The sequence below is a fragment of the Photobacterium sp. WH77 genome, from assembly GCF_022014395.1.
Lineage (GTDB): Bacteria > Pseudomonadota > Gammaproteobacteria > Enterobacterales > Vibrionaceae > Photobacterium > Photobacterium arenosum.
The window spans coordinates 1-20,497 of the sequence record NZ_JAKLTE010000034.1 but is presented as its reverse complement, the minus strand read 5'-3'; the positions used below and the strand labels follow the sequence as shown (position 1 = coordinate 20,497).

Genomic DNA, 20,497 nt, shown 5'->3' with positions numbered 1-20,497 from the left:
GCTTGTTCCGATATAAATCTTTGTGATTAATCTCTCGAAACGGGCGGCCATTCTAACCAATCGAAGTGAAGTGTCAAACACTTTTTTCAATTTGTTTTTCTAACCGCTTACACTGCCTAGCACTTAAGTTTGCTGCTCTGCCGTGTCAGTGAGGCGGCATTATAGAGAGTTCGATCACGTTGGCAATAGCTAAGTTGAAATAATTTTGTCATTTTCGCCCAAGCGACCAAGATTCACACAACCCCCTGTGGTTTTGGTGGTATAAACACCGGAGAAGTTCCGAGACTCAGTAATCCTGCTCCAGATAATCGAGGTAACCAGATGCAAAACTCACTCCGGTCATATAAAGGAATCACTCCCACAATAGGCGAAGAAGTCTATATCGACCCATCAGCCGTACTGGTAGGAGATATTCACTTGGCCGACCACAGCAGTATCTGGCCATTGGTGGCAGCACGGGGTGACGTAAACCATATCAAGATAGGAGAGCGTACCAACGTACAGGATGGGACTGTCTTGCACGTCACCCGAAAAAGCAACAGCAACCCTGATGGCCATCCTCTTATTATTGGCGATGATGTGACAATTGGCCACAAAGCTATGCTCCATGGCTGCAGGGTGGGTAACCGGATCCTGATAGGGATGGGCGCTATTCTTCTTGATGGGGCAGTGATCGAAGATGATGTGATTATCGGGGCAGGGACTTTAGTGCCGCCAGGCAAGGTATTGCAAAGCGGTTATTTGTATGTCGGCAGCCCCGCCAAACAGGCGAGGCCATTAACCGATGCTGAATTAGCATTTCTTCCGCAATCAGCCGATAACTATGTCCGACTAAAAGACGAGTATCTGGAAGAGAATAAGATCAGCCAATCATGATTTCGCCGTCTTGATTGAAGTTTTCTTCGTCAATCGAAGATTCGGCGAGCTCTTCAAGATCAAAACGGTACTCGGCAAAGGCGGCTAAAATGGCCGCCTCATCGGTCAGTGCCATCTCGGCTTTCTTTTCTAACCAGTCCAACCTGACCCAGCAACGAATTAACGCTCCGGCCTGCTGTGCAGGGAAACACACCGCCTGGCGCTCACTGTCCCAGCTCTGCAAGTCGGCAAATAAAATATCTTGATTCATAGAATTCTCTACTTTGCCTGTAAAGTACGACGCAACTCGCGCAGTACCTGTTCGGTACCGGGCCGCATGCCTCGCCACAGCATAAAGCTCTCGGCAGCCTGACCCACCAGCATACCCAAGCCATCAATCACCTGGCGGGCTCCTAATGTCTCTGCCCACTGATTAAATGTCGTTTGCTCCTGGCCATAAACCATGTCGTAGCACACTACTTCAGGATGAATAAGGGAAGAAGGAATCCCCGGCAGCGACTGGCTCAGGCTGGCAGAGGTCGAATTGATGATCACATCGAAATGCGGCGCATCAGCCAGATCACCCAATGCCATACCCGCAACCTCGCCATAAGCGGCAAACATGGCGGCCAATTCTTCTGCTTTGGTAAAGGTTCGGTTGGTAATCACCAGATTGGCAGGGGCCTGTGCCAGCAAAGGCAAAATGACACCACGCGCCGCACCTCCTGCTCCTATAAGAAGGATGCGCTTCCCCTGGATTGCAACCTGATTTCGCAGTAAATCCTGCACCAGACCTTCACCATCCGTGTTATCCCCGAGAATACCGCCATCATCCAGTTTCTTCAGCGTATTCACGGCGCCGGCCAATTGCGCCCGTTCTGTCAGTTGTGTGGCATAGGTAAAAGCCAGCTCTTTAAAAGGCACAGTAATATTACAACCACGCCCTCCGGCAGAGAAAAACTGATCCGCGGCAGCCTGAAAACCCTCCACAGGTGCCAGCCGGGCTTCATACACCATGTCTTGTGCTGTTTGACGCGCAAACAGGGTATGAATCAACGGTGACTTGCTCTGAGCAATCGGATTACCGAATACGACATATTTATCCTTGGCCTGATTCATGGCTGCTGTGTCTTCCTTATCACTTAATCACTTACTTAATATTCACCGGCGCCGGACTACCAGTCTCGGGGAGTCAGGTAATCGCACAAGCGGGCTTCCTGTGAATCTGGCTCTGGCTGAAAGCAATACTCCCACCGTGCCAGAGGAGGCATAGACATCAAAATAGACTCAGTGCGCCCGCCACTTTGCAGGCCGAATAAGGTACCACGGTCATACACCAAGTTAAATTCGACATAACGGCCACGGCGATATAGCTGGAATTGACGTTCACGCTCACCGTAAGGGGTAGGGCAGCGTTTGTCCACTATAGGCAGATAAGCATCCAGAAAACCCATACCCACCGACTGCATATAAGCAAAGGACTTTTCAAATCCCCACTGATTGAGATCATCAAAGAATAAGCCGCCGACACCTCGGGTTTCCTGACGATGTGGCAGAAAGAAGTATTTATCACACCAGGCTTTATGATCGGCATAAACAGTATCGCCGAAAGGCGCACATATGTTTTTGGCCACCTGATGCCAGTGACGGCAGTCTTCGTCAAACGGATAAAAGGGAGTGAGGTCAAAGCCGCCACCAAACCACCAGACCGGATCTTCGCCCTCTTTTTCGGCAATGAAGAAGCGGACATTGGCATGAGACGTCGGGATATAGGGATTCTTGGGATGGATCACCAGAGAAACTCCCATCGCCTCAAAGCGGCGTCCTGCCAGTTCAGGCCGGTGAGCTGTTGCCGAAGCCGGCATCTGGGCGCCAAAAACATGGGAGAAATTGACGCCGCCCTGCTCAAAAACTGCACCATCACGCAACACCCGGCTGCGGCCGCCACCACCTTCTTCTCTTTCCCAGCTGTCTTCGACAAAGCTGGCCTGACCATCCTGCGCTTCAAGTGCCCGGCAGATGGTATCTTGCAGCTCCAGTAAGAACGCCTTCACGGCGTGTTTGTTAACGTCTTGCATGCGTAAGTTATCCCTGTCGAAAAATGTGCCCTGTGGCAGCATCGCGAATTTCAGACGGATTGTCACGGCCGCCCGTTTCACCGTGCAGGATGGTACTCAGGTGATCGCCCAACTGGGATACCACCTCATCAACTGTCCGGCAAGGCGGTTCGCCAGTCAGATTCGCGCTGGTCGAGGTCAGCGGTTTACCAAATTCACGGCACAGCTGCTGCACCAGCGGATGGTCCGTCACCCGAACCGCAATGGTGGTGAATTGCCCGGTCAGAAAGGCCGGTACCTGGGGTTTGGTTGGCATGACCCAGGTCACCGGACCCGGCCAGGTGGCCAATATGCGCGCTTTCTGCTCATCGGTAAGCTGGCTGTCATCTATATAGGGCGCCAGCTGGGCATAATCGGCTGCGATCAAAATAAGCCCTTTTTCTATCGGCCGTTGCTTCAGAGCCAGCAGCCTGGCAACCGCTTCCGGATTATCGGGATCGCAGCCCACCCCAAAGACGGCTTCTGTCGGATAGGCTATCACTTCACCTTGCTGTAACGCGGTGACCACTTGGCTTAAATTATCCACACTGTCCTCAATGGCTTGATACCGCACCAGACCCGCTGGCGACGGCTGTTATTCTCTGGGTCGTTATTTTAACTCAATCTCAGCGAACTGCATCAATTACGCCCCAGACCGCGACGCAAACGTTTTCCTTAAGGAAAAATCTCCGTATAATGCGCGGCAAACCCTCTTGCCTGATTAACATAACCCTAAGGAGTTCGGGATGAAAGTCGGTATTATCATGGGCTCAAAATCTGACTGGCCAACCATGCAACATGCAGCTGAGATGCTGGATCGCTTCAATATTGCCTACGAAACCAGAGTTGTTTCCGCACACCGGACTCCGCACCTGTTGGCCGAATACGCCGAAACCGCTCACCAGCGCGGCATTTCAGTGATTATTGCAGGGGCTGGCGGTGCCGCCCACCTTCCGGGCATGACCGCCGCTTTCACCAGCCTGCCGGTGCTTGGCGTACCTGTGCAGTCACGTGCGCTGAAAGGCATGGACTCGCTGCTGTCGATTGTTCAGATGCCAAAAGGTGTTGCGGTAGGAACACTGGCCATTGGTGAAGCGGGCGCGGCCAATGCCGGTTTACTGGCAGCACAAATCATAGGCACTCAGGATGCCGGCGTGATGGCAGCGATAGATGCCTTCCGCAAAGAGCAGACTGACACAGTGCTGAGCCAGCCAGATCCGTCTGAGGACGCATGATAATGAAAAAGGTTCTGGTTTTAGGTGCCGGGCAGCTGGCCCGCATGATGTCACTGGCTGGTGCCCCGTTAAATATTGATGTTATCGCCTACGACGTAAACAGCGAAAACATAATGCACCCGCTGACGCAAACCGTGCTCGGCCACGGACTGGATAGCGCGATTGCCCGGTGCGACGTCATCACCGCAGAGTTCGAGCATATCCCGCATGATATCCTGGATACTTGCGAGAAAAGCGGAAAGTTCCTGCCGGCGACAGCGGCGATCAAAGCCGGTGGTGATCGACGCATTGAGAAAGCCTTGCTGGATAAGGCCGGCGTAAAAAATGCCCGATACACTGTGATTCAAAGCCGCGACGACTTAAACACCGCCAATGCACATGTCGGTGTCCCTATGGTGCTGAAAAGTGCCCTGGGCGGCTACGACGGCAAAGGCCAGTGGCGGCTGAAAGATTCCGCCGATGCTGATCTTATCTGGCCGGAAATGGCACAATGCATTGCCTCCACCCCGACTCAGGCTATTGTGGCTGAACAGTTCGTGCCTTTTGATCGTGAAGTCTCTTTAGTGGGTGTCCGTGGCAAAAACGGGGACATTGCTGTCTATCCGTTAGCAGAAAATGTGCACACCGATGGTGTACTGAGCCTGTCTACCGCAATCCATTGCCCTGAGCTGCAACAACAAGCCAAAGAGATGTTCACCGCAGTTGCGGACAGCCTGGATTATGTCGGCGTACTGGCGCTGGAATTCTTTGATGTACAAGGCCAACTGCTGGTGAATGAAATTGCTCCCCGGGTGCACAATTCAGGACACTGGACCCAGCAGGGCGCGGAAACCTGTCAGTTCGAAAACCATATACGGGCGGTGTGCGGCTTGCCACTGGGCAGCACGGATTTGATTCGTCACACTGCTATGATCAATATTCTGGGGGAAGACACCCTGCCTGAAGACCTGCTGGCCATGGCGGGCTGCCATATTCACTGGTATGGCAAGGAAAAACGCGCGGGGCGCAAGATGGGGCATATCAATGTCTGCGCCGACAACAACAGCCAGCTGGAATCGCGCCTTGCTTCGCTGGCAGAGATCTTAAACCCTCACACTTTCCCGGCCCTGCAGCAATACCGCAACTAAACCTTTATACGCAGGCGGCATGAGCTGTCTGCGTCCTTTCAACGAGTCATCCAGACTTAACAGCCGCTGTTCCAAAGGAAAGGCCGCCAGATCAGGACGACTGGATATGCTGGCACTTACGGTTAGCACACTGGTGTTTCTCACCGTTGGCGAGCTTTTTTTGTACCAGCAACGGATAGCCACAGGCTTCACATTCTCCGGCAACGGGCTGCGCATTGACGGCAAATTTACACTTGGGATAGCAATCACAGCCATAAAACACCTTGCCGTAACGACTGTTACGCTTCACCAGATGGCCAGTGCCGCATTCAGGACATAACCAAGTATGCTGTTGCGGTTCTGCAGGTGGCGCATTTTGCGTTTCTATATGGTGACATTCTGGGTAATTGCTGCAGCCGATGAACATACCGTAGCGTCCCTGGCGCAGGACCAGCTCATGCTGACACTCGGGGCAAGGCACGCCCAGCTCTTTAACTATATGACCATCATTCTGATGCAGCGGTTTGATGTAATCGCAGGCCGGATAGGCGCTGCAACCTAAAAAGGGACCGTGTTTTCCATGGCGCATTAACAGAGCCGCCCCGCATTGAGGGCAGGGCGTCTCTTGGTGAACCTGGTGGGAAAACAGCTCAGGGTTAATTTTACTGGCCATACCTCAGGCCTTCGCTTCTGTTATGTCGCAATTAATGAAGATAGCCGTCCTCTGCACCATAAAGCAGTTCTTCCATCTGGCTGTAGGCGCTTTCATTGCCTGGCGCATTAAACAGCACCATCAGGATAATCCACTTCAGATCATCGAGTATAAATTCTGTCGTTTCCAGCTCCATAACTCTGTCTATCACCATCTCCCGAGTGTCAGAACTCAGTACATGGATCTGTTCCAGATAAGTCAGAAAACCACGACAAGTAACGTCCAGACGATTCATCTCATCCTGTGTATAAACACGGATCGAGGTTACCGCACTGGTGTTCATATAAGGGGTGTGGTCGGTATCTTGCAGCGCTGCAAGTTTCTCTAGCCAGTTCAGAGCCTTATAAATATCTTCTTGGTGAAATCCTGCGCGTAGCAATTCTTCGGACAGTTCGTCCTGATCTACCATTAATTCAGCGTCACTGTGAATATAGGTTTCAAACAGGTACATGAGTATATCCATCATGACTAGCCCCTCCTCGATCTGATATAGCCACCGGGCACTGAAGTGATAACCCCTTGCAATTCTAACTCCAGCAATTGCGTCATTACTTCATGGACAGGTTGATCACAACGTTCAGCAACCACATCTACGGGTGTTGCTTCATTGCCTACGTTAGCCAACACCGCATTAAATGGCAATTGCTCATTTTCAGGATGTGGCAGCGATACGCTCATTTGACTACTTTTTGCGCAGTGGGTGAGTGCGCCAACCTCCTCAAAGATGTCGACCGGGCTTTCCACCAGTTTAGCACCGGATTTGATCAGCGCGTTACAGCCTTTGCTGCCTGGTGCATAAATAGAGCCGGGGAGTGCAAACACATCGCGATCTTGCTCCAGCGCATAGCGTGCTGTGATAAGCGAGCCGCTCTTGAGTGCGGCCTCCACCACGAGAACGCCGACGGACAGTCCGCTGATAATGCGGTTGCGGCGGGGAAAATGCTGCGGTCTGGGGGGTTCTGACGGCCAGAACTCGGAGACCAAGGCTCCCTGCTCCGCAATCAGACCCGCCAGTTCCCGATGGGCCGCGGGGTAGATGCGTCCCAGGCCAGAGCCCAGCACCGCCACAGTCGCACCGCCATTTTTCAGTGCGCTGTCATGGGCGTGACCATCGACCCCCAGCGCCAGGCCACTGGTCACCACATAATCCGCTGCCACCATAGCTGCGGCAAACTCCCGTGCCGCCTCACGGCCGTCAAGACTGGCATGCCGACTGCCGACAATCGCCAGTTGCGGTTCACAGAGCCAATGTGGTTCTCCACGAATAAAAAGGACAGGCGGCGGTGAGCTGATTTCCTTGAGCAAGCGAGGATAAGCCGGGTCACTTAATACTAATAGTTGTTGATTATCCTGCTCGCACCAGCGCAGAGCTTCTTGCAAGCGCTTGCTGTCCGGCTGGCGCAACAGGGAGATTTGCGACCCTTTGAGCCCCATTGCCATCAGGTGCGATTCGGGCATTTTGCGAATCTCAGTCACTGTGGCCTGATCTAACAATTGCTGGATCCGCTGTCCGCCCAAGCCGGGCACTGCCGCCAGTGCCAGCCAGTCTTCCCTGTCACTCATGTTCGCGATCAATGCGTTTAGCGATATCGCCGATTTTTATCGGACCCTGACTGCTAATGACCTGAGCGAGGCTGAATTGGTCAAGGGTGTCGCCAATTTCCACATCGGCCACCAGCCGCTGTCCCAGCAATTGATGCTCAATCCGCCAGCGCTGACCGGGCTCCAGACCGTGCTCCGCGCCGTGATCCAGCACCAGCCAGTCCTGCATATAATGGTGGTCCTGCAAACCTCCCAGCACTCTGACAGCCTTCGGAGGGACATCGGACTGCTCGGCTGAATGGGGAGCCGTGGGCCTGAGCAGGCGATCACCCGGGCGGATTTCCTGCATCCCTGCGGTAACGGCCAGCCGGCTGCCCTGATCATCATTGGTCACCACTGTGACGCTGGCCACCGGCAGCATACCCCACACATCGGCGGCGGAATGATAGGAAGGTTCAGTCGTGCTAAATGCCCGCGTCGGACGATAGATATGCCAGATACTGCCATTCTCGAGCACTTCTTTGACCAGGAGTTCATCTTCGTGGGTCAGGTATTGACGCCCGTTCATCACAGGTATCACTCTCGGGGCTAATCCCAGTTGCTCGGCGGTTACTAAACGCCCCGGCAACCCGAATCCGGCAACGGCCGGCGTTAGCGTCGACAGCCACAACACACTCAGCCATACACACATACGCATCGTCAATAATCCCTTCTCGCTACACTCATACTGCAGCTTGTCAGGCAAAGACGTCTGTTACTATTTGATGATTGGATCTTTGCGGCAGAATTCTCGCTTTCAGATTCGGGTTTCATCGTACCGGTAATGGTACTGACGGCCGGTATCACAGCCGGTTGTCCGGCAGACAAAGGCGTCGAAAGCTGTTCTTTGATGATGAAAATGACTAGAATTAGAGCAAATAAGCTATTGTCCTTTTTTATACGTCAATATTTACGGGAATCTATGTCTGTTTTAAACGTGTTAACTTTCCCTGATGATCGCCTGCGTACTGTCGCCAAGCCAGTCGAAGCGGTCACGCCTGAAATCCAGAAAATCGTCGATGACATGCTGGACACTATGTATGACGAAGATGGTATCGGCCTGGCGGCCACACAGGTTGATATTCATCAGCGAATCGTTGTCATTGATATCTCGGAAGAACGCAACCAGCCCATGGTGCTGATCAACCCGGAAATCCTGGAAAAACGCGGCGAAGACGGCATCGAAGAAGGTTGCCTGTCGGTACCTGGCGCCCGTGCGCTGGTTCCCCGCGCCGCGGAAGTCACAGTGCGCGCACTGGACCGTGACGGCAAGGAATACACTTTTGAAGCCGACGATCTGCTGGCTATCTGTGTACAGCACGAGCTGGACCATCTGGCCGGTAAACTTTTCGTTGATTACCTGTCACCTCTCAAGCGTCAGCGTATCCAGAAAAAGCTGGAAAAAATGAAGCGCTACCAAGAGCAAGTCTAAGAAGCCGAGGTTATCTTGAGCCAACCTTTACGTATCGTATTTGCTGGTACGCCTGATTTCGCCGCCCGTCATCTGGCGGCGTTATTATCTTCACAGCACGAGGTTATAGCCGTTTACACCCGTCAGGATCAGCCTGCCGGTCGCGGTAAGAAACTCACCGCCAGCCCGGTCAAACACCTGGCGCTGGAACAGCATATCCCGGTTTACCAGCCGAAAACCCTGCGCGATGAAACCGCCCAGCAGGAACTGGCCGCCCTGAATGCCGACCTCATGGTAGTGGTGGCCTACGGCCTGATCCTGCCCAAAGTGGTACTGGATACCCCGCGTCTGGGCTGTATTAATGTCCATGGCTCGATTCTGCCGCGCTGGCGGGGAGCAGCGCCAATCCAGCGCTCTATCTGGGCGGGGGATGCCGAAACCGGTGTCACCATCATGCAGATGGATGAAGGTCTGGATACCGGCGACATGCTGAAAATCGCCTCACTGCCGATTGTCGCAACAGATACCAGCGCCAGCCTGTACGACAAACTGGCCGAACTGGGACCGGACACCCTGCTGAGCTGCCTGGACGATATCGCCGCAGGCCGTGCCGTGGCGGAAAAACAAAATGACGAGCGTGCCAATTACGCAGAAAAACTCAGCAAAGAAGAAGCGAAAATCGACTGGACCATGGACGCCGAAACGATTGAGCGCTGTGTTCGCGCCTTCAATCCATGGCCGATGAGCTTTTTTACCGTGGCAGAGCAAAACGTCAAAGTCTGGCAGGCCGAAGTGGAAGCCGATAACCAGGGCCAGGCGCCCGGCACCATTTTGTCAGCCGACAAACATGGCATAGTGGTTGCCACCGCAAAAGGCGCGTTGCGTCTGGTACAACTGCAACCGCCGGGCAAGAAAGCCATGGCAGCTCAGGATCTGCTGAACTCACGCCGCGAGTGGTTTACCCCGGGTGCCGTGCTATAAACAGCCGTGCCCCTGCAAACGTTTTTTAGCCAGTGAACAGCAGATTTGCTGTTGCGCTGGCTTTTTCATTCGCCGCTCACGCGGCAACCATGGCAGTCAGTAAACTGTCATAAGCTCATCTAGTCAGGAATTCAATCATGAATGTAAGAGCTGCTGCGGCCGAGGTGATCTATCAGGTGGTGGATCAGGGCCAATCGCTTGCTACTGCTCTGCCGGCGGCGCAACAGGGTATCAAACCCCGTGACCACGCCCTGCTGCAGGAAATCTGCTACGGCGTGCTGCGCTGGCTGCCGCGCCTGGAATCTGTCACTCAATCCTTGATGGACAAGCCGCTGAAAGGCAAACAACGTGTGTTTCATCATTTGATTCTGGTCGGTCTGTACCAACTCGGGTATATGCGCATACCAGCGCATGCCGCCGTGGCCGAGACAGTCGATGCAACCAAGACACTGAAAAAGCCTCAGCTGCGTGGCCTGATCAACGCTATTTTGCGTAACTATCAGCGTCAGCAAGAAGAGCTGGATCAGCAAGCGATGAGCCATGATGCCGGTAAATACGGCCATCCAGGCTGGTTACTCAAGCTGTTGCGCGAGCACTACCCGACGCAACTGGACGCTGTGACCGCCGCCAACAACACCAAAGCCCCGATGTGGCTGCGGGTGAATCGCCGTCACCACAGCCGGGATCAGTACCTGGCCCTGCTGGACGGCACAGACATCAGAGCGACTGTACATCCACAGGCCGGCGATGCGCTGAAACTGGAGCGCGCCTGCGATGTTCAGCTGCTGCCGGGTTTTGCCGATGGCTGGGTATCAGTGCAGGATGCCGCCGCACAGCTGGCGGTCGATTACCTCAAGCCACAGGCCGGCGAGCTGATCCTTGACTGCTGCGCCGCGCCGGGCGGCAAAACCGCCCATATTCTGGAGCGCGAGCCGGGCGCCAGTGTCGTCGCCATCGACTGTGATGAGCAGCGCCTGCTGAGAATCAAAGACAACCTGCAGCGCTTGCAACTGGACGCAGAAGTATTGTGCGCCGATGCCCGTTACCCGCAGCAATGGTGGCAGGGCAGTGCCTTTGACCGGATTTTGCTCGACGCACCGTGTTCGGCAACCGGGGTGATCCGCCGCCATCCGGACATCAAATGGCTGCGCCGCGCCGACGATATTGCGGCACTGGCGACCCTGCAGGCAGAAATTCTGGATGCCATGTGGCAACAGCTGAAACCGGGCGGCACGCTGGTGTACGCTACCTGCTCCATCCTGCCGCAGGAAAACCGCGAGCAAGTGAAAGCCTTCCTGTCGCGCACGCCAGACGCTGTGCTGGCCGAAGGGACAGAGAACGGCACCCCTGATGCGCCAGGGCGCCAAATCCTGCCAGGTGAAGAGGACATGGACGGCTTCTATTACGCGGTGCTGGAGAAACGCCTGACGGTCTGATCCCGTGGTGAGAGAAGTCCCTGCGTATTCCGCAAAGCAAGGTTAAGTCTTTGTGCAAACGGGTTGAAATTGCTGCTTCTCTCGCCAACTCAGTGTACCCTAACGACAAACAGCAAGGATCTGAGAACACTCATCAGGCATCAGCTATGAAAATTATCATTCTTGGCGCAGGCCAGGTCGGCGGTACGCTGGCAGAAAACCTGGTTGGCGAGAACAATGACATCACTATTGTCGACTCCAACCCTGAACGCTTGCGCGAATTGCAGGACAAATACGATTTGCGGGTAGTGCAGGGGTATGCCAGCCATCCCCGCACCCTCAGGGATGCCGGCGCGCAGGACGCAGACATGCTGGTCGCAGTCACCAATTCTGACGAAACCAACATGATTGCCTGTCAAATCGCCTTTTCTCTGTTCAATACCCCGAACCGGGTGGCCCGTATCCGTTCACCGGAATACCTCAAAGAAAAACATCAGCTGTTCCATACCGACGCAGTGCCGGTCGATCACCTGATTGCGCCGGAAGAATTGGTGACAGGTTATATCGAACGCCTGATTGCCTATCCGGGGGCGCTGCAGGTGGTGGGCTTTGCCGATAATAAAGTTGGGCTGGTGGCGGTAAAAGCCTATTACGGCGGCCCACTGGTCGGTAATGCACTGTCCGCACTGCGTGAGCACATGCCGCACGTCGATACCCGTGTCGCGGCAATTTTCCGTCAGGGCCGGCCTATCCGTCCGCAGGGGACCACCATTATCGAAGCCGATGATGAAGTATTTTTTGTCGCCGCCAGCAACCATATCCGTTCAGTGATGAGTGAGCTGCAGCGACTGGAAAAACCCTACAAGCGGCTGATGATAGTCGGGGGCGGTAACATAGGTGCCGGTCTGGCGAAAAGGCTGGAGAACAGCTACAGCGTGAAGCTGATTGAGCACAACCCGCAGCGGGCGGAAAGCTTATCGGAAATGCTGACCAACACCATAGTCTTCTGTGGTGATGCCTCTGATCAGGAACTGCTGAGCGAAGAGCATATCGAGCAGATAGACGTCTTCATCGCCGTCACCAACGATGACGAAGCCAATATCATGTCGGCCATGCTGGCCAAACGCATGGGTGCCAAGAAGGTGATGGTGCTAATCCAGCGCGGCGCTTACGTCGATCTGGTGCAGGGCGGCACCATCGATATTGCGATTTCGCCGCAGCAGGCCACGATTTCTGCCTTGCTGACCCATGTGCGTAAAGCCGATATCGTCAACGTTTCCTCGCTGAGGCGCGGAGCGGCAGAAGCGATTGAGGCCATAGCGCACGGCGATGCCAGCACCTCGAAAGTGGTTGGCAAAGCCATAGGGGATATCAAGCTGCCGCCGGGCACCACTATTGGCGCCATAGTGCGCGGTGAAGAAGTACTGATTGCTCATGACCGTACCGTGATTGAACAGGACGACCACGTGGTCATGTTCCTGGTCGACAAGAAGTACATCCCGGATGTAGAACGTCTGTTCCAGCCCAGTCCATTCTTCCTCTGAGCAGCTATGGTTAATCTTCGTCCGATCATCTTTGTCATAGGGCTGGTCTTGTCCAAGATCGCCCTCTTTATGTACCTGCCCACCATTCTGGCATTTTTGACCGGTTCGGGCGGTTTCATTGATTTTGCAACCGCAGTCATCATTACCCATATCGTGGCATTTGCTTGCCTGACCTTCGGCAAAGTCACAGATTTCAAGCTCGGGGTCAGGGACATGTTCCTGCTGACCACTCTGGTCTGGACTGTCGCCAGTGCGTTTGCCGCGCTGCCCTTTATGCTGATTAACCACATCAGTTTTACCGACGCCTATTTCGAAACCATGTCGGGCATCACCACGACAGGGTCAACGGTACTGAGCGGGCTCGATGACATGGCCCCCAGCATTCTGCTGTGGCGTTCCACCTTACAATGGCTGGGCGGGATCGGCTTTATCGTGATGGGGGTGGCTATTTTGCCAATGCTGAACGTTGGCGGAATGCGCTTGTTCCAGACCGAGTCTTCGGACTGGTCGGAGAAAAGTTCCCCGCGTACCAAAAACGTAGCCTCCAACATAGTGACCGTCTATCTCAGTCTGACAGGGCTGTGTATTCTCGGCTATATGGCAGCGGGCATGAACACCTTCGATGCGGTCAACCATGCTTTCACCACCTTATCAACCGGTGGTTATTCCACCTCAGACGGCTCGATGAACCACTTCTCACCGGCAGCGCACTGGATAGCCGTTGTGTTTATGTTTGCCGGCGGGTTGCCGTTTCTGCTCTTTGTGCAGGTGCTGCGCAAAAAGCAGCCGGCTTCATTGCTGCGGGACGCGCAGGTCCGGGGGTACACGGTCACTGTCCTGATAGTCAGCCTGATGGTCGCGCTCTGGCTGTGCTGGCAAAATGGGTATGATTTCAGTCATGCCATTCGGGTAGCGATGTTCAATATCGTTTCCGTGATCACCACGACAGGGTTCGGGCTGGAAGATTTTACCGCCTGGGGCGCATTTCCGACCGTGGTATTTGCCTTCATGATGCTGGTCGGCGGCTGCTCAGGATCGACTGCCGGCGGCTTCAAAGTGTTCCGTTTTCAGGTTGCCATCGCCTTGCTGCGCAAACAGCTGATGCAGCTGATCCACCCGTCAGGGGTGTTTATTCAGCGGTATAATCAAAGACCGGTCACAGATGCGATTGTCCGCTCTGTGGTGGCCTTCGCCCTGACCTTCATCATGACCATCATCATTATTGCCGCATTACTGGCGATGCTGGGATTAGATCCGATCACCAGTATCAGCGGCTCAGTCACAGCCGTGGCCAATGTGGGGCCGGGCATGGGCACTATTATTGGCCCGACAGGTAATTTCGCCTCCCTGCCGGATGCCGCCAAATGGATCCTCAGCCTCGGCATGCTGATGGGTCGCCTGGAGATCCTGACGGTACTGGTACTGGCATTCCCGGCTTTCTGGAAAAACTGACCCGTTGCACATTGCCGGGTCTAACCCGGCAGCCCGGCCGTTGGCGCCACATACCAGTAAATAGCCAGAAAATGGCAGACCGTGCCGCCCAGCACAAACAGATGCCAGATGGCGTGATTGTAGGGAATCCGCTGATTGACGTAGAACACCACGCCAAGGGAATACACCACACCGCCTACAGCCAGCCATATCAGTCCGGCCGCCGACATGGCCATCGCCAGCGGATACACAGCCACCAGAGACAACCATCCCATCGCCAGATAGATCACCAGAGATAAACGCTTGAAGTGATAGATAAACACCACTTTGAACATGATCCCCAGCAAGGCTACCGCCCAGATCACGGCCATCAGCGTCACCGCCAGCGGCGTCCGCAGGGTAATCAACAGGAAAGGGGTGTAAGTGCCGGCTATCAGCAGGTAGATCGCACAGTGATCTAAGGTTTTCAGAACGCGCTTTGCCCGCTCAAACGGAATAGCGTGATACAGGGTGGAGGCGAGATACAGTAAAATGATGCTGGCGCCATAAATGCTCAGGCTGGCCACACTGAGCGCATCGGCATTCACTTCCACTGCCCGCATCAGCAGCATCACCAGAGCGACTATGCCGAAAATCATCCCGGCGCCGTGACTGAGGCTGTTGGCGATTTCCTCAGCTACCGAGTACGCCATTTTTTGTTGCTTGCCCATCAATGCTATCCGTTGTCTCTGAACTTTCCAGCAGTATGGCACAGTTTAGCTTACACGTGTAAGCTGAATTTTATGACACCGCCGTGACAGCACAGTTAGCTGTATTCATGGTGCGTGACTCAGAGATCGTCGACCTGCTCCAGATACCTTATCACCCGCTCCCCGGCTTCTGACGGAGACAGCCCCAACGGCAAACGCAACTGGCGTTTGAGCTCACTGCTGCCGAGCAGGCCCGACAGCAATCCACCCACCCCGCGCTGACGACGATCAATCGAGAACCACAGCTTCAGGCAGTCATCTTCACGCTGAGTGATCAACTCCAGTTCACGCCAACGGCCATGAAAGGGGCCAGAAACAGGTACAAACTCAAACACCTGCACAAAGGGCAGATCAAAACCGCGCACCGCTTCACATTCCACCTGTAATATACGCAGTCCTGCTTGCTCAAGGGCAGTAAACACACCGTCAAGCAAAGGATCCGGCCGCACGGTCAGGGAGTCTTTATCTTTGGGATCCAAGGCCGATGGCACATCCAGGTGCGTTTCCAGCCACACACCCGAATAACCGATAGTGATTGGGGTGTTGAGCGGCAATTCAAACCGGCAGTCAAACTGGCGATCTTCACCGGCAGCCAGCGTAAAGGCCTGCGGCAAATGCCACTGTGCCAGAGTATGTGTTCGGGTGATTTTTTCCATCCGCCGTTCGCTGTCACCCCGGCTGACAGCCTGCTCATCTTCAAAGCTGCAGCACAGATACAAATGCACATTATCCACCGCCTGCGCAACTTTGCCGCCTTTGACCTCAACACGAACGGGCAGAGCCTGACCCGGGATCAGCACTTCGGTTTCCAATACTGTATCAACTCTGGCACCACCCAAACCGAAACTGGCCAGTGTTTTATGAAAAAGCGACATAATGGCTCCTTGTCCGTATTCATCCGTAACGAAGTATGAAACCAGTTTATATAGCCAATTCTGGTTGAGCAAGGCATGTACTGAAACTGACAGCGTTTGGGTTCAGGCAAAGCCGTCTGGTATAATCCCCACTAAAAGTAAGCTTAAGAAAAGGAGCCAGATAATGGCTGAGCACCGCATTGCTGAACTGCTGGCACTACTCAAGCCTTATTGGCAGCATTTCCCGGATTTAAACCTGGCAGAGATCATGGCACAGCTGGCAAACGAAGCCGGCTTCCAAGGATCACTGATCGATGTGAGCGATGATATGTTGATTTATCAGCTGAAAATGCGGCAGGAAAAGCGAGAGGCCATGATTCCTGGCCTGGCGAAAGACTGCGAGCCAGATTTCAAAACCGCCATACTCCAAGCCAGAGGGATCATCAAATAACCCCAAAAACCTTAAGCGCATTATTTGAGCGAGGTAGAATATTCAACCAGTTAGATAATGTATAATCCGAGCTTATTACTATCAGGGCCAATAGCACCTGAATTTATGATTGCCCAGGCGATGCACCCGGGCACATCTGCCAGCGTACAGACTGGCTATGCCCAAGGAATGCAATGCCATGAATCAAGAGAGAATCAAAATTAAGGACGTCACTCCCAAAGAGTACAATCCTAAGACCCATAAAGGCGGCGACGACCGCTTCAACCCGAGTAACCGTATTTATGTGCGGGCCATGAAAGGGGTCTATCAGCAGCTGCGCCAGCGTATGGGGTGGTTAATGATGGGCCTGTTCCTGATACTGCCGTGGATCACCTATAATGGCAGGCAAGCAATTTTGCTTGATATCGGCCGCCAGCAGTTCAACATTTTTGGTACCACTTTCTGGCCTCAGGATCTGATGTTACTGGCCAGCCTGCTGATGGTCGCAGCCTTTGCGCTGTTTTTTGTCACTACCTTCCTCGGCCGGGTCTGGTGTGGTTATATGTGCCCGCAAACGGTCTGGACCTTCATTTACATCTGGTTTGAGGAAAAACTGGAAGGGCCGGCCAACAAGCGCCGCTCTCGGGACAACAAGGCACTGACCGCCGATCTTGTCGTGCGTAAAACACTCAAGCACATTGCCTGGCTGCTGGTTGCCCTGATCAGCGGCCTGACCTTCGTCGGCTATTTCCTGCCTATCCGTGAATTAGTCCCCGGCTTCTTCACCTTCAGTGCCAGCTTCCTGGCCGTGTTCTGGGTGCTGTTCTTCACCTTCTGCACCTATGGCAACGCTGGCTGGATGCGTTCAATCGTCTGTATTCACATGTGTCCATATGCCAGATTCCAGTCTGCCATGTTCGACAAAGACACCTATATCGTCGGCTATGATGCTGCCCGAGGCGAAAAACGCGGCCCGCGCTCACGCAAAACCGATCATAAAGCGCAGGGGCTGGGTGACTGTATCGACTGTAACCTCTGCGTGCAGGTTTGCCCGACCGGGATCGATATCCGGGATGGCCTGCAGTATGAGTGCATTAACTGCGGTGCCTGTGTGGATGCCTGTAACCAGACGATGGACAAAATGGGCTACCCGCGCGATCTGATCACTTACACCACAGAGCACAAGCTGGAAGGCAAGAAAACCCATGTCATGCGGCCAAAACTGATCGGCTACGGCGCTGTGATGCTGGCGATGTTCGGCCTGATGGCCTATCTGGTGGTTTCCGTACAGCCTATGGGACTGGATGTGATCCGCGACCGTAACCAGCTGTTCCGTATCAATACCGAAGGGCTGGTCGAGAATACCTACACCCTGAAAATTCTCAATAAAACCCAGCAGGATGCCACTTATCAGCTGCAGGTTGAAGGTCTGGACAATGCCCAGTGGTATGGCCCTCAGCAGGTTAATGTCAATGCCGGTGAAGTATTTACCCTGCCGATAAGCCTGGGTGTTGACCCTTATGAGCTGGAACGACCAATTGTCGATATCCGGTTTATCATGGAACATCAGGGCAGCGAGGAAACAAAGCGTCTGGTGACCGACAGCCGCTTTATCGGCGAGTTACGATAGCCACCTCACGCCAATCAGGAAATAAAGGGCCGATTACGGCCCTTTTTCATTATGCTGTATACTGATGCGACATTTATAACCATGGCTGTACCACTATGACAGCACTTGATGATTTCAGCTTTGCTGATCTGACACCGGACTTACTGCTCAATGCGCTGGAGAGCACGGGCATCTATGCCTCATCGGGACTGTTGCCCCTCAACAGTTATGAAAACCGGGTCTACCAGTTCAGCAGTGATGACGGCCGCCGCTACGTCGCCAAATTCTACCGTCCGCAGCGATGGAGTGACGCCCAGATCCAGGAAGAACATGACTTCGCCGCCGAGCTGGCTGCGCAGGAAATTCCGCTGGCAGCGCCCCTGGTCATGAACGGCCAAACCCTGCACCACTATGAACACCACCGTTTCGCGCTGTTTCCCAGCGTCGGCGGCCGCCAGTTTGAAGTCGATAATGCAGACCAGCTTGAGCAGGTCGGCCGCTTCCTGGGCCGCATCCACAAAGTCGGTCAGCGCACCCTGTTCAGCCACAGACCGACCATCGGCCTGGAAGAATATCTGGTTCAGCCCCGGCTCGTTCTGGAGCAGTCCGGGTTTATCCCGACGCATCTGGAATCGGCTTTTTTCGGCGATCTGGACCGCCTTATCGCCTTATTGAGCGAACGCTGGCACAGCGACTGGCAGTCGCAACGTATTCACGGTGACTGCCATCCGGGCAACATACTGTGGCGCGACGGCCCACTGTTTGTCGACTTAGACGATGCGCGAAACGGCCCGGCGGTGCAGGATCTATGGATGCTGTTAAACGGCAGCCGCCAGGATCAGCTGATGCAGTTGGATACCCTGCTGGAAGCGTATGGCGAATTTGCCGATTTTGATCCGCGTGAATTGCAACTTATTGAACCATTACGTGGTCTTAGATTGGTGCATTACATGGCATGGCTAGCAAAACGCTGGCAGGATCCGGCTTTCCCGCGTGCATTCCCCTGGTTTGCTGATGCAAAATACTGGGAAGGTCAGGTACTGGCCATTAAAGAACAACTGGCTGCCCTTGAAGAGCCGCCACTGCAGCTGATGCCGCAATGGTAATCAGTCTGACTTGAATCCGAACAGCCGTACCTGTAAAAGGTATTGTATTGATTTTTCAGGGAGAACCCTTACATGTTTAAAACACTTTTTGCGCTGGCAACAGCAGCGCTGCTTTCTTTTTCCGCGCATGCCGCCAAGTTTAGCGAAGGCGATTACTATCAGGTGCTGGAACTGCCAAAATCATCCACACCGGTTGTGAACGAATTTTTCTCGTTTTACTGCCCGCACTGCTTTAACTTTGAACCGCTGATCCAACAGCTGAAAACCAAAATCCCGGACAACGCCAAGTTCCAGAAAAGCCATGTCTCCTTCATGGGCGGCAACATGGGCACCTCCATGAGCAAGGCTTACGCGACCTCGGTCACCCTGGGTATTGATGACAAAATGATCCCGGTACTGTTCAGCCAGATCCATCAGGCAAACAAACCGCCGCGTAACGATGAAGAGCTGCGCCAGATCTTTCTGGATAACGGCGTGAAAGCCGAAGACTTCGACGGCGCCTTCAACAGCTTCGCCGTCAACTCTATGGTCAACCGTTTCAACAAAGGTTTCCGCGACAGCGGCCTGACCGGTGTACCAGCCGTGGTGGTCAACAACAAATACCTGGTGAAAACCGACAAAGTGAAATCCGCCGATGAATACTTCGAGCTGATCAACTTCCTGCTCAAGCAGTAAGTTTGCTTTCTTTGTGAAAAAGGGCCGAAAGGCCCTTTTTTGTGTCTGAATACATCATCGGGTGAGGGTGTTCATAGTTCTGTGTCAGCATAAGTCACAGATCCACATATTGATCAACCCTGTTCGGGAAGTGGAGACTCAACTGGGATAGCGTCAGATTCCAGTTCTGTACCGGGTGCGTCCACTTCTCGGAAGCCTTCAACATCCCCGCATAAAGCAGCTTCAGCAAGCTGGTTTCGTTGGCGAAGCCACCCTTGGTTTTTGTCAGCTTGCGGAACTGACGGTGTACCGCCTCAACCGCATTAGTGGTATAGATAGCCCGCCGGATCTGCTCGGGATACTTGAAGTATACCGACAGATTGTCCCACTTGCTGCGCCAGGATTTAATGACCAACGGATACTGTTTGCCCCATTTTGCTTCCAGCTCGTCCAGCGCCTGCTCAGCAGCATTCTGTGTGGCGGCCTTGTAGACACACTTGAGATCTGCCATGAAGGCCTTCTGGTTCTTGCTCGCAACGTACTTCATGGAGTTGCGGATCTGGTGAATAACGCAGATCTGCACCTCCGTCTCAGGGTAGATGGTTTCAATGGCTTCCGGGAAGCCTTTCAGGCCGTCTACCGAAGCGATCAGGATGTCCTTGACGCCGCGGTTCTGCAGGTCGGTCAGCACGCTGAGCCAGTAATGTGCGCCTTCATTTTCAGACAGG

The 20,497-nt window shown here is 54.0% G+C and carries 23 protein-coding genes; 12 read left to right on the top strand and 11 right to left on the bottom strand.

All coding sequences use genetic code 11. From position 1 onward, the window contains the following. Nucleotides 1–321: 321 nt before the first annotated feature. Nucleotides 322–876, top strand: coding sequence for a gamma carbonic anhydrase family protein (locus L6J37_RS20690; protein WP_218386679.1), 555 nt, complete (start codon nt 322–324; stop codon nt 874–876). On the opposite strand, the gene L6J37_RS20685 is transcribed toward L6J37_RS20690, so the two are convergent. From L6J37_RS20685 to tsaC, 4 genes are read right to left on the bottom strand one after another with little or no spacing between them, the layout of a single operon-like run. Beyond that, on the bottom strand, nt 863–1,126 hold the full coding sequence (locus L6J37_RS20685; protein ID WP_161445829.1) for a DUF1488 domain-containing protein: 264 nt from the start codon (nt 1,124–1,126) through the stop codon (nt 863–865). The genes L6J37_RS20690 and L6J37_RS20685 overlap by 14 nt on opposite strands. Nucleotides 1,127–1,134: 8 nt before the next feature. Next, nucleotides 1,135–1,974 carry a shikimate dehydrogenase gene (gene aroE / locus L6J37_RS20680; protein WP_218386685.1) on the bottom strand — a complete coding sequence of 280 codons (840 nt, stop codon included), beginning with the start codon at nt 1,972–1,974 and terminating at the stop codon, nt 1,135–1,137. A 56-nt stretch (nt 1,975–2,030) separates the two neighbouring features. Further along, on the bottom strand, nt 2,031–2,933 hold the full coding sequence (gene hemF / locus L6J37_RS20675; RefSeq protein ID WP_192017614.1) for an oxygen-dependent coproporphyrinogen oxidase: 903 nt from the start codon (nt 2,931–2,933) through the stop codon (nt 2,031–2,033). 7 nt (nt 2,934–2,940) lie between these two features. Continuing rightward, nucleotides 2,941–3,498 carry an L-threonylcarbamoyladenylate synthase type 1 TsaC gene (gene tsaC, locus L6J37_RS20670; protein WP_192017615.1) on the bottom strand — a complete coding sequence of 186 codons (558 nt, stop codon included), beginning with the start codon at nt 3,496–3,498 and terminating at the stop codon, nt 2,941–2,943. Nucleotides 3,499–3,697: 199 nt separating this feature from the next. On the opposite strand from tsaC, the gene purE reads away from it, so the two are divergent. Together purE and L6J37_RS20660 are read left to right on the top strand one after the other, a co-directional pair. Then, complete coding sequence (gene purE / locus L6J37_RS20665) at nt 3,698–4,186, top strand: 5-(carboxyamino)imidazole ribonucleotide mutase (protein ID WP_027251702.1); 489 nt, start codon at nt 3,698–3,700, stop codon at nt 4,184–4,186. Nucleotides 4,187–4,188: 2 nt separating this feature from the next. Then, nucleotides 4,189–5,313 (top strand): 5-(carboxyamino)imidazole ribonucleotide synthase, encoded by a 1,125-nt coding sequence (locus L6J37_RS20660; protein ID WP_237796444.1) that lies wholly within the window; start codon nt 4,189–4,191, stop codon nt 5,311–5,313. 91 nt (nt 5,314–5,404) lie between these two features. Here L6J37_RS20660 and L6J37_RS20655 read toward each other — a convergent pair whose 3' ends face one another. From L6J37_RS20655 to L6J37_RS20640, 4 genes are read right to left on the bottom strand one after another with little or no spacing between them, the layout of a single operon-like run. Beyond that, on the bottom strand, nt 5,405–5,965 hold the full coding sequence (locus tag L6J37_RS20655) for a DNA topoisomerase family protein (RefSeq protein ID WP_237796443.1): 561 nt from the start codon (nt 5,963–5,965) through the stop codon (nt 5,405–5,407). 31 nt (nt 5,966–5,996) lie between these two features. Beyond that, nucleotides 5,997–6,470 (bottom strand): DUF494 family protein, encoded by a 474-nt coding sequence (locus L6J37_RS20650; RefSeq protein WP_027251705.1) that lies wholly within the window; start codon nt 6,468–6,470, stop codon nt 5,997–5,999. Nucleotides 6,471–6,472: 2 nt separating this feature from the next. Beyond that, on the bottom strand, nt 6,473–7,567 hold the full coding sequence (gene dprA / locus L6J37_RS20645; RefSeq protein WP_237796442.1) for a DNA-processing protein DprA: 1,095 nt from the start codon (nt 7,565–7,567) through the stop codon (nt 6,473–6,475). After that, nucleotides 7,560–8,243: a hypothetical protein gene (locus L6J37_RS20640; RefSeq protein WP_237796441.1), complete on the bottom strand. Its 684-nt coding sequence runs from the start codon at nt 8,241–8,243 to the stop codon at nt 7,560–7,562. Before L6J37_RS20640 ends, dprA begins: the two co-directional genes overlap by 8 nt. Before the next feature lie 264 nt (nt 8,244–8,507). On the opposite strand from L6J37_RS20640, the gene def reads away from it, so the two are divergent. The 5 genes from def (at nt 8,508) to L6J37_RS20615 (ending at nt 14,388) form a co-directional block, all read left to right on the top strand. Then, a complete protein-coding gene (def, locus tag L6J37_RS20635; protein WP_046222118.1) occupies nt 8,508–9,017 on the top strand; it encodes a peptide deformylase in 510 nt (169 codons plus the stop codon). A gap of 15 nt (nt 9,018–9,032) precedes the next feature. Then, nucleotides 9,033–9,977 carry a methionyl-tRNA formyltransferase gene (gene fmt, locus L6J37_RS20630; RefSeq protein ID WP_237796440.1) on the top strand — a complete coding sequence of 315 codons (945 nt, stop codon included), beginning with the start codon at nt 9,033–9,035 and terminating at the stop codon, nt 9,975–9,977. Nucleotides 9,978–10,114: 137 nt separating this feature from the next. Next, the gene (gene rsmB, locus L6J37_RS20625) at nt 10,115–11,413 is read left to right on the top strand and encodes a 16S rRNA (cytosine(967)-C(5))-methyltransferase RsmB (protein ID WP_218386705.1); all 1,299 of its coding nucleotides are present in this window, start codon (nt 10,115–10,117) and stop codon (nt 11,411–11,413) included. 92 nt (nt 11,414–11,505) lie between these two features. Next, nucleotides 11,506–12,936 (top strand): Trk system potassium transporter TrkA, encoded by a 1,431-nt coding sequence (trkA, locus tag L6J37_RS20620; RefSeq protein WP_327078759.1) that lies wholly within the window; start codon nt 11,506–11,508, stop codon nt 12,934–12,936. Between the two features lie 6 nt (nt 12,937–12,942). Continuing rightward, the gene (locus L6J37_RS20615) at nt 12,943–14,388 is read left to right on the top strand and encodes a TrkH family potassium uptake protein (RefSeq protein WP_237796439.1); all 1,446 of its coding nucleotides are present in this window, start codon (nt 12,943–12,945) and stop codon (nt 14,386–14,388) included. A gap of 20 nt (nt 14,389–14,408) precedes the next feature. Here L6J37_RS20615 and trhA read toward each other — a convergent pair whose 3' ends face one another. Both trhA and L6J37_RS20605 read right to left on the bottom strand, forming a co-directional pair. Next, complete coding sequence (gene trhA, locus L6J37_RS20610) at nt 14,409–15,077, bottom strand: PAQR family membrane homeostasis protein TrhA (RefSeq protein ID WP_192017623.1); 669 nt, start codon at nt 15,075–15,077, stop codon at nt 14,409–14,411. Between the two features lie 119 nt (nt 15,078–15,196). Next, nucleotides 15,197–15,991: a sporulation protein gene (locus L6J37_RS20605; protein ID WP_192017624.1), complete on the bottom strand. Its 795-nt coding sequence runs from the start codon at nt 15,989–15,991 to the stop codon at nt 15,197–15,199. A 163-nt stretch (nt 15,992–16,154) separates the two neighbouring features. Here L6J37_RS20605 and L6J37_RS20600 point away from each other — a divergent pair, with 163 nt between their 5' ends. The 4 genes from L6J37_RS20600 to L6J37_RS20585 all read left to right on the top strand — a co-directional run bounded on the left by L6J37_RS20600 (nt 16,155) and on the right by L6J37_RS20585 (nt 19,790). Continuing rightward, entirely contained in the window at nt 16,155–16,421 is a 267-nt protein-coding gene (locus L6J37_RS20600; RefSeq protein WP_237796437.1) for a YihD family protein, read from the top strand. A gap of 178 nt (nt 16,422–16,599) precedes the next feature. Then, the gene (ccoG, locus tag L6J37_RS20595; protein WP_192017626.1) at nt 16,600–18,030 is read left to right on the top strand and encodes a cytochrome c oxidase accessory protein CcoG; all 1,431 of its coding nucleotides are present in this window, start codon (nt 16,600–16,602) and stop codon (nt 18,028–18,030) included. A 95-nt stretch (nt 18,031–18,125) separates the two neighbouring features. Then, entirely contained in the window at nt 18,126–19,115 is a 990-nt protein-coding gene (locus L6J37_RS20590; protein ID WP_192017627.1) for a serine/threonine protein kinase, read from the top strand. A gap of 72 nt (nt 19,116–19,187) precedes the next feature. Continuing rightward, nucleotides 19,188–19,790, top strand: coding sequence for a thiol:disulfide interchange protein DsbA/DsbL (locus L6J37_RS20585; RefSeq protein ID WP_192017628.1), 603 nt, complete (start codon nt 19,188–19,190; stop codon nt 19,788–19,790). Between the two features lie 94 nt (nt 19,791–19,884). Here L6J37_RS20585 and L6J37_RS20580 read toward each other — a convergent pair. Beyond that, on the bottom strand, nt 19,885–20,497 hold a 613-nt coding region (locus L6J37_RS20580), incomplete at its 5' end, for an IS256 family transposase (protein ID WP_237796436.1).

What these genes read in the sequence shown, in the direction of transcription:
- L6J37_RS20690 (WP_218386679.1), top strand. Translation starts at nt 322, where the DNA reads ATGCAAAACTCACTCCGGTCATATAAAGGAATCACTCCCACAATAGGC.
- L6J37_RS20685 (WP_161445829.1), bottom strand. Translation starts at nt 1,126, where the DNA reads ATGAATCAAGATATTTTATTTGCCGACTTGCAGAGCTGGGACAGTGAG.
- aroE (WP_218386685.1), bottom strand. Translation starts at nt 1,974, where the DNA reads ATGAATCAGGCCAAGGATAAATATGTCGTATTCGGTAATCCGATTGCT.
- hemF (WP_192017614.1), bottom strand. Translation starts at nt 2,933, where the DNA reads ATGCAAGACGTTAACAAACACGCCGTGAAGGCGTTCTTACTGGAGCTG.
- purE (WP_027251702.1), top strand. Translation starts at nt 3,698, where the DNA reads ATGAAAGTCGGTATTATCATGGGCTCAAAATCTGACTGGCCAACCATG.
- L6J37_RS20660 (WP_237796444.1), top strand. Translation starts at nt 4,189, where the DNA reads ATGAAAAAGGTTCTGGTTTTAGGTGCCGGGCAGCTGGCCCGCATGATG.
- L6J37_RS20655 (WP_237796443.1), bottom strand. Translation starts at nt 5,965, where the DNA reads ATGGCCAGTAAAATTAACCCTGAGCTGTTTTCCCACCAGGTTCACCAA.
- L6J37_RS20650 (WP_027251705.1), bottom strand. Translation starts at nt 6,470, where the DNA reads ATGATGGATATACTCATGTACCTGTTTGAAACCTATATTCACAGTGAC.
- dprA (WP_237796442.1), bottom strand. Translation starts at nt 7,567, where the DNA reads ATGAGTGACAGGGAAGACTGGCTGGCACTGGCGGCAGTGCCCGGCTTG.
- L6J37_RS20640 (WP_237796441.1), bottom strand. Translation starts at nt 8,243, where the DNA reads ATGCGTATGTGTGTATGGCTGAGTGTGTTGTGGCTGTCGACGCTAACG.
- def (WP_046222118.1), top strand. Translation starts at nt 8,508, where the DNA reads ATGTCTGTTTTAAACGTGTTAACTTTCCCTGATGATCGCCTGCGTACT.
- rsmB (WP_218386705.1), top strand. Translation starts at nt 10,115, where the DNA reads ATGAATGTAAGAGCTGCTGCGGCCGAGGTGATCTATCAGGTGGTGGAT.
- L6J37_RS20615 (WP_237796439.1), top strand. Translation starts at nt 12,943, where the DNA reads ATGGTTAATCTTCGTCCGATCATCTTTGTCATAGGGCTGGTCTTGTCC.
- trhA (WP_192017623.1), bottom strand. Translation starts at nt 15,077, where the DNA reads ATGGGCAAGCAACAAAAAATGGCGTACTCGGTAGCTGAGGAAATCGCC.
- L6J37_RS20605 (WP_192017624.1), bottom strand. Translation starts at nt 15,991, where the DNA reads ATGTCGCTTTTTCATAAAACACTGGCCAGTTTCGGTTTGGGTGGTGCC.
- L6J37_RS20600 (WP_237796437.1), top strand. Translation starts at nt 16,155, where the DNA reads ATGGCTGAGCACCGCATTGCTGAACTGCTGGCACTACTCAAGCCTTAT.
- ccoG (WP_192017626.1), top strand. Translation starts at nt 16,600, where the DNA reads ATGAATCAAGAGAGAATCAAAATTAAGGACGTCACTCCCAAAGAGTAC.
- L6J37_RS20590 (WP_192017627.1), top strand. Translation starts at nt 18,126, where the DNA reads ATGACAGCACTTGATGATTTCAGCTTTGCTGATCTGACACCGGACTTA.
- L6J37_RS20585 (WP_192017628.1), top strand. Translation starts at nt 19,188, where the DNA reads ATGTTTAAAACACTTTTTGCGCTGGCAACAGCAGCGCTGCTTTCTTTT.